Raw genomic sequence first — 7,193 nt, 5'->3', positions numbered from 1 at the left:
AACGCGCCGGATGGGATGACGACTACCTCCAAGCCGTCATCTCCCAAACCGCTTGATCCCTTCAAGCGATTCCCCTGCAAGCGCCTCGCCGGGGTTTGACAAACGCCGGTTGGGGCCGCCTTCTAGGCCCCGCTCGGCGGTCCTGATCCCTTATGGCCGCGCTTCCTGCCGAAGGCGCCCGCCTTGCCTGATCCCGAGATGCGGCTGGCCTTCGCCGCCAGCGACCGTCCCGAGGCGCAGGAGGCGCGCGAACGGCTGATCGCCCGCTATGGCTGCCATCCCGCGGCGGAGGCGGACGTGGTGGTGGCGCTCGGCGGAGACGGCTTCATGCTGGAGGTGCTGCACGCGCACTTGCGCTCCACCTGCTCCATCTACGGCATGAACCGCGGTTCCGTCGGCTTCCTGATGAACGACTATGCCGAGGAGGGGCTGCTGGAGCGGATCGCCACGTCAGAGAAGGCCATCACCCATCCCTTGAGCATGGAGGCGGTGGACGCCACCGGCGCAGTGCACCAGGCGGTGGCCATCAACGAGGTCAGCCTGCTCCGCCAGACCCACCAGACCGCCAAGCTCAGGGTCTCCATCGACAACAAGGTGCGCATGGAGGAGCTGGTCTGCGACGGCGTGATGGTGGCCACGCCCGCAGGCTCCACCGCCTACAACCTCTCCGCCCACGGGCCGATCATCCCCATCGCCGCTCAGGTGCTGGCCCTGACGCCGATCAGCGCCTTCCGGCCCCGGCGCTGGCGCGGCGCCCTGCTGTCGCACACCGCCCGGGTGATGATCGAGGTGCTGGAGCCCGAGAAGCGGCCCGTCAGCGCCGTCGCCGACAATTACGAGGTGCGTCGCGTGCGACGGGTGGAGATCGCCGAGACCCGCCACATCGACCTGGTCATGCTGTTCGACGCCGGCCGCAGCCTGGAGGAACGCGTCCTCGCCGAGCAGTTCCAAAGCTGACCCGCGCCTGCGGCGCTTAAGTTGCACCCAATGTTAAGCAAGACGGGCCAGACTGGCTGGACGATCAGCGTCAGAGTCCGCCATGTCCCAGCCCCCTCCGCGCCAAGGTCAGGTGTTCGCCGCGCCGACGGTCCTGCGCGACCGCCTCGGTCCCCGCTTCGGCCGCATCGATCCCGAGGCGATCGCCAAGGCGGAAGCGGCCCTGAAGGGCTTGTCGTCCCAGTTCGGCCAGTGGCTGCAGGACGAGGTGACCAAGCTGGAGGCCGCCCGGGAAGCCATCCGCACGGAAGGCGCGACCCGCGCCACCATCGACAAGCTCTTCACCAACGCCCACGACCTGAAGGGCCTGGGCGCGACCTACGAGTTCCCCCTGATCACCCGCATCGCCGGCTCGCTCTGCAAGCTGCTGGGCGACGGCGATGAACGGGTGAGCACGCCCATGGCCCTGGTCGACGCCCATGTGAACACCATCCGGGCCGCGGTGCGCGACAACATCCGCGACAGCGACAACCCGATCGGCCAGGCCCTGGCTTCCGAGCTCGAGAAGCGCACCGCCGACTACCTCGCCGCACGCACCTGACAGCGCCGGCTCAGCGGCTGCGGTTAGCGGCCCTTACCTGCTCGCCATAAATCAGGCTGCGGCCGGCTGCGGCTGTCAGTGCGTCGGACACTGTCGAGCTCTGGGCCAGGACGCTCAGGCAGTGGCGGGTAGGCGTGATCAGCCGGGGCATTTCCTGCTCGAGCAGGGTCCCGGGCCGCGTCCAGCGCAGCTGCTCGAACTCGGCGCAGATCAGCGCCGCCTGCGCCTCGTGGGACGAGGCGGCGACCAGGAAGAACAGGGTGTTGAACCGGTAGGGCGCCCGCTCCGGGGTGATCCAGTGGGCGAAGGGAACTAGGCGGGCGAGACCCGCGGTGCGCTCCCAACGCCCAAGCAGATCGGCGAACGTAACCTCGCCCGCCTCCACCCTCCGGCGCTCGAGCTTGATGTCTGCGCCGGTCGGGGGACCCTTGCCGGCCGCCTCGATCAGCAGCCCCGTCTCCTCGAAGGTCTCGCGCAGCGCGCCGTAGCGGGCCTGATGCTGAAAGTCGGCCGCGCCGGCCGAGGCCGCGTCCTGCGCCTCCAGCTTGCCGCCGGGAAAGACGATGGCGCCGGGAAAGGCGCGGGCGCTTGGTCTGCGATGGCCGACCAGCACCTCCAGCCCCTCCTCGCCCTGGCGCAGCAGGATCAGGCTGGCGGCGGGAACGGGGACAGGCGGCGAAGAGGCGGCGTCGGACATCAACGGTCGGCTTAGCGCCAGGAGCGGCGAGGTCCAAGGGCAGGCCGACGTCTCCTTCCTGCTTTGCAAGGAGGAGGAAGGAAGGCGGCTCAGCCCGCCTGGGCGAGGGCGGGCGCCTCGGCCTCCCGATCAAGGCGGTCCATGCGCTCCAGCAGGTAGTCGACCTCTTCCGGCGGTGCGGTTTCCTGGGTCAGGAAGCGCTCCAGCATGCGCTGCTGGAAGCGGCGCAGGTCGAAGTCGCCGCCTTCCTGCTGCAGGGCGTGGTAGGTGTCCACGGCCACGCGGAAAGCCGGGTACAGCCCTTCGGGCAGGCCGGCGCGACCATAGATGGCCTTGAGCCCAAGCGGGCCTGCATCGTGGACCATCATCCAGGCGCGGTGGTGGGCCACGGCCGACAGCTCGGCCATGCCCCATTCGAAAAAGGTCATGTGCCCGTTGGCGAGCGCACGCAGCAGCAGGGACGCGGTCAGCCGCTCCTCGGCGTGCAGGTGGGCGGTGAAAGCCTTCAGGTCCGCAGCCCGCCCGGCCTGGTCGACGAGGTCGACGGTGGCGCGCTCCCGCGTGCCGATGGCGATGCTGAGCGCGGTCTCAGGCGACAGCTGGTGGCGATCCACCAGCTGCTGGCGCACCGATTCGCTCACCCGGCTGACCAGGCGCTCGCAGATGGCGGCGGGCAGGATCTTGCGCAGCGCCATGGCGCTGGCCAGGGCGTTGCTGTCCGCGAACCGCGCGATGGCGGAGCCCAGCGCCGCCTCGGTGAAGTGGGCGTTGTCGTTGGCGCAGGCGGTTTTCACCGCCTCCTCTCCGGCGTGGCGGACCAGGGCCGTGGTGACGGCTTCCGACAGTGCCGGGCGCCGCGCCACGGCCAGCTGCTTCACCGCATCCGGCAGGGCGACGATGGCGGCGAGGTCGTCGTCGGTGAGCACCGGCGAGAAGGTGAGCACCGGCGTCGCCACGCTCTCCACATCGTGGGCCAGCCGCACCGCCACGTCGTGGGGCAGCTCGCGCGAGGTCTTCAGGGTCACCGCGAGCGCACGGCGCACCAACTCGGCGGCGTCCAGCGCCATGAGCCGCAGCACCTCGGCGGCCGCGTCGCGATCCTCCTCGCCCAGGCCCGCATCGATGCGCCGGCACAGCTTGTGGGCGGCGATCGCCCGCTCGTCGGCGGTGACGCCGCGCACCAGCGTGCGGATGTCGTCTTGCGTCAAGGCTGAGCGCGCGGCCGCCATGGACTGAAGCTCCTTAGACGAGGGTCGTCGCCGCGCATCTTGGCGGATCATCCTTAACGAGCATTTACCGGTCGCCTCAGCGACGGGGCGTCATGTCCGCGGCGGAGAGGGCGCTCAGCATCTCGGAGGAAAACATCGAGCCTATTGGCGACGTCTTCGCGCCACCGTCCGGATCGGTCAGGATGAGGTTCATGAGCATGGCCTGCTCTCTCAACCTCTCGTTGTGCGCCGCTCCGGCATAGGCGGCGAAGGCGCCTTCCCCCGGGTCGCGCTCGGCGGCGACCTGCACCCCGACATCCACGCCGCCGGCGCGGCTGAGGTCCGCATAGACCTCCGCCACCGTCAGGGCGCGGCCCGAGCGATAGAAGACGTTGTGGTTGGAGGCCGCCGCATCGGGGAAGAGGCTTGCGGCCGTCTGGTTCGGATTGCTCGAATAGGCCTCGATCAGCTTCGCTGAGCCCTGCGCGCCCAGGAAATGGGCGGCGTAGAGCTCGCCGCCCGTAGGCTCCCGCCCGGTGCGGCCGCGCAGATAGGCGGCATGGTCGGAGGCCAGTTCGCCCGCCATGGTGGCGGCGGCATGGGCGTCGTAGCGCAGGTCCATGACCGTCTTGCGCGCCACGTCTCCCTGGGGAACGTAGAAGCGGCCGTCGGAGGTCTCACTGATCAGGTCGGCGTAGCGGGCGTAGCCATGCGCCGGCCCATGGCGCTTCAATGTGGACATCCAGGTCTGCTCGACGAACTGGAACAGGCCGGCGGCGGAGGAACTCGGCGCATGGGCGAGCGCATTGAAGCCGCTCTCACGCTTGGCGGTGTGCAGCAGGAAGCCGAAATCGATGCCGGTGGCCGAGGCGGCGCGGCGGATCGCATTCTCGATCCCTCCGAACGCGCTGGTCTGGCCCACAAGGGTCTGGCCGATGTCCATGGGCAGGATTTGCCGGGCGTTAGGTTAACGCGCGGTTTCACCCCGGCAGGCGTTTCCCTTCGCGCCCTGCCGCGTTAGGGACACCGAACTGTAAAAAGAAGGCCATGCGAATGTCGGAAGACACCCAGAATACCCTGATCATGACCCTGGACACCGGTCCGGTGACCATACGGCTGCGCCCCGACCTCGCACCCGGCCATGTGGCGCGGATCAAGGAGTTGGCCAGCGAAGGCTTTTATGACGGCATCGTCTTCCACCGGGTGATTCCGGGCTTCATGGCCCAGGGCGGCGATCCCAAGGGCACCGGCGGAGGCGGCTCCAGCAAGGCCAACCTGAAGGCGGAATTCTCGTCCGAGCCGCACGTGCGCGGCGTGTGCTCCATGGCGCGGACCAACGACCCCAATTCGGCCAACAGCCAGTTCTTCGTCTGTTTCGACGACGCCCGCTTCCTCGACAAGCAGTACACCGTCTGGGGCCAAGTGACCTCCGGCATGGAGCACGTGGACGCCCTGCCCAAGGGCGAGCCGCCCCGCCAGCCCGGCAAGATCGTCTCCATGCGCCTGGCCGATCCCGGAGCGGCCTGAGGGTCCTCGTGCACGAAGGGCGCGCAATACTGCGCGTGCCCTTCGGCGCCATCCCATGCTCCGTCGCGCCCGCCGATCGCCGGCGGGACGTGGCGTCAGAACCGCAGGCCGGAGCGCCCGTAGAGGTGCATCCCGTCGTGGAAGGCCATGAGGCAGCCTTTGCAAAAGCTCGTGAACCAGACGGTCATAACCGCCTCCTGTCTGTTTCCTCGACGTCGCTTCTTGTGGAGCGATCACCTTGTTAACAGGAAGACACGACTTTGCTCGCCACGCAAGAGCCAGGTTGTTGATTAGGCGCGGCCGTCCAAAGCAGTTGCGGATGGGCTCCTTCGCATACGCAATATAGCTGGACTGAGGCGTCCATATTAGCGGCGCCTGAAGGTTAAGGTACGCGAGGCCGCTGGGCTTCAGGAGGGTCCGGCCGGGCGACCCATTGACTTAAACGTGTTCGCCAGTATGGTCACCGCCTTCAATTTAACCGGCCCGGGCGTACCCGGACAGCCGGCGATGGGAGTTACGCCATGGCCAAACCGGCCTCCATCAAGATCCGCCTGAATTCGTCGGCCGACACCGGCTTCTTCTACGTCACCAAGAAGAACGCCCGCACCAAGACCGAGAAGATGGTCGTCAAGAAGTACGACCCGGTCGTGCGCAAACACGTCGAGTTCCGAGAGGGCAAGATCAAGTAGGCGACGCAAGATCGCCTGGTTGCTCACGCCCGGCCGAAAGGCCGGGCGTTTTTGCTTGAGCTACGCCGCGCGGGCGATCACCACGTTGCGGCCCTTGGCCTTGGCCTCGTAGACGGCCTCGTCGGCGCGCTTGAGCAGGGCCTCAGGCGTGTCGCCCTCCCCGGTCGTGCACGCGACCCCGATGGAGATGGTCACGTGCAGCAACTCCTCCACTCCGGACACCCGGAAGGGCGAGCCGGAGACGTGCAGGCGCAGGCGTTCGGCGACGCGCTCCGCGGCTTCGAGCGGGGTGTCGGGCATGATCACCACGAATTCCTCGCCGCCGGCGCGGCACGGCAGGTCGATGGCGCGCACGTTGGTGGCCAAGCGCACGGCGAACTCGCGCAGCACCTCGTCGCCCACGTCGTGGCCGAAGCTGTCGTTGATGCGCTTGAAGTGGTCGATGTCCACCAGCAGCGCCGCGACGGGATCGCCGCCGCAGGTGGCGCGGCGCACCAGGGAGGAAAGCTGGCCGCTCATGTAGCGCCGGTTGTGCAGGCCGGTGAGCGGGTCGGTGACCGCCAGCTCCAGGCTGTTGTCGAGGTTGTTGCGCAGGAAGTCTGTGTAGCGCTTCTGGCGGATCAGGGTGCGGGCGCGAGCCGCCAGCTCCTCCGGGTCGATGGGCTTGGCGATCAGGTCGTTGACGCCGATCTCCAGCGCCTTCAGCGCCCGCGCCCGCTCGCTGGGATCGAACACCGCCAGGATCGGCACGTGCCGCGTCGCCTCGTCTGAGCGCAGCTGGGCGGCCAGGCGCAGACCGTCGAAGCCGCTCGCCGCGATGTTGACGATCAGCAGGTCGGCTCGCGCCCGCACCGCCAGCAACGCCCGGTCGGCGTCCGTTTCGATCACCGGCCGGTGCTCCACCGCCAGCTCGTCCATGATCCGCCGCGCCTGGCGCTCCTGGTCGTCGGCCACGACGATACGGCCGCCCGAGCCCCCGAGCCGAGCCGCCACGCCCTCGATCACCCCGATGCGCCGGCCTGAGGCCTCGCGCTGGCGCAGCTCGTCGATCACCAGCTTCAGCCGCGTCAGGCTGCGCACCCGGGCAAACAGGGCCACATCGTCGATGGGCTTGGTCAGGAAGTCGTCGGCGCCGGCCTTCAGCCCCGTCAGCCGGTCCTGCCGCCCGTCGAGCGCCGTCACCAGCACCACAGGGATGTGACGCGTCGAGGCGTCGGCCTTCAGCCGGCGGCAGACTTCAAACCCGTCCATGCCGGGCATCATCACGTCGAGCAGGATGATGTCGGGGTGGGTCTCCGCCGCCGCCTTCAGCGCGCTCGGTCCGTCATAGGCCACCGACACGTCGTAGTATTCGACGTTCAGCTTGGCCTCGAGCAGCCGGACGTTGGCCTCGATGTCGTCGACCACCAGGATGCGCGCGGACATGGCCTCACCTCACCCGAGGAAACGCTTGACGGTATCCAGGAAGTAGCCGACCGAGATCGGCTTGGAGATGTAGGCCTCGCAGCCCCCCTGTCGGATGCGCTCCTCGTCGC

The 7,193-nt window shown here is 68.5% G+C and carries 8 protein-coding genes and 1 pseudogene; 4 read left to right on the top strand and 5 right to left on the bottom strand.

Going from position 1 to position 7,193, the window contains the following annotated elements:
- Positions 1 to 198 precede the first annotated feature (198 nt).
- Positions 199 to 957, top strand: a complete 759-nt coding sequence (locus HUV06_RS13395) for an NAD kinase (protein ID WP_174301756.1) — start codon at positions 199 to 201, stop codon at positions 955 to 957.
- A gap of 82 nt (positions 958 to 1,039) precedes the next feature.
- Positions 1,040 to 1,537 carry an Hpt domain-containing protein gene (locus tag HUV06_RS13390; protein WP_174301755.1) on the top strand — a complete coding sequence of 166 codons (498 nt, stop codon included), beginning with the start codon at positions 1,040 to 1,042 and terminating at the stop codon, positions 1,535 to 1,537.
- Between the two features lie 10 nt (positions 1,538 to 1,547).
- Here HUV06_RS13390 and HUV06_RS13385 read toward each other — a convergent pair whose 3' ends face one another.
- The 3 genes from HUV06_RS13385 to HUV06_RS13375 all read right to left on the bottom strand — a co-directional run bounded on the left by HUV06_RS13385 (position 1,548) and on the right by HUV06_RS13375 (position 4,385).
- A complete protein-coding gene (locus HUV06_RS13385) occupies positions 1,548 to 2,234 on the bottom strand; it encodes an NUDIX domain-containing protein (protein WP_174301754.1) in 687 nt (228 codons plus the stop codon).
- An 89-nt stretch (positions 2,235 to 2,323) separates the two neighbouring features.
- Positions 2,324 to 3,463, bottom strand: a complete 1,140-nt coding sequence (locus HUV06_RS13380) for a DUF2336 domain-containing protein (RefSeq protein WP_174301753.1) — start codon at positions 3,461 to 3,463, stop codon at positions 2,324 to 2,326.
- A gap of 76 nt (positions 3,464 to 3,539) precedes the next feature.
- Positions 3,540 to 4,385 carry a transglycosylase SLT domain-containing protein gene (locus HUV06_RS13375; RefSeq protein ID WP_174301752.1) on the bottom strand — a complete coding sequence of 282 codons (846 nt, stop codon included), beginning with the start codon at positions 4,383 to 4,385 and terminating at the stop codon, positions 3,540 to 3,542.
- A gap of 110 nt (positions 4,386 to 4,495) precedes the next feature.
- Between HUV06_RS13375 and HUV06_RS13370 the strand changes: the two genes are divergently transcribed.
- Entirely contained in the window at positions 4,496 to 4,969 is a 474-nt protein-coding gene (locus HUV06_RS13370) for a peptidylprolyl isomerase (RefSeq protein WP_174301751.1), read from the top strand.
- A 521-nt stretch (positions 4,970 to 5,490) separates the two neighbouring features.
- A complete protein-coding gene (gene rpmG, locus HUV06_RS13365) occupies positions 5,491 to 5,658 on the top strand; it encodes a 50S ribosomal protein L33 (RefSeq protein ID WP_174301750.1) in 168 nt (55 codons plus the stop codon).
- A gap of 60 nt (positions 5,659 to 5,718) precedes the next feature.
- On the opposite strand, the gene HUV06_RS13360 is transcribed toward rpmG, so the two are convergent.
- Together HUV06_RS13360 and HUV06_RS13355 are read right to left on the bottom strand one after the other, a co-directional pair.
- Positions 5,719 to 7,083, bottom strand: a complete 1,365-nt coding sequence (locus HUV06_RS13360) for a PleD family two-component system response regulator (RefSeq protein WP_174301749.1) — start codon at positions 7,081 to 7,083, stop codon at positions 5,719 to 5,721.
- 9 nt (positions 7,084 to 7,092) lie between these two features.
- Positions 7,093 to 7,193: pseudogene (locus HUV06_RS13355) on the bottom strand (two-component system response regulator); the annotation flags it as partial.

The organism is Caulobacter sp. S45 (genome assembly GCF_903642205.1).
Taxonomy (GTDB): Bacteria; Pseudomonadota; Alphaproteobacteria; order Caulobacterales; family Caulobacteraceae; genus CAHJWH01.
The sequence above is the reverse complement of the archived record's forward strand: the minus strand, read 5'-3'. Positions and strand labels throughout refer to the sequence as shown.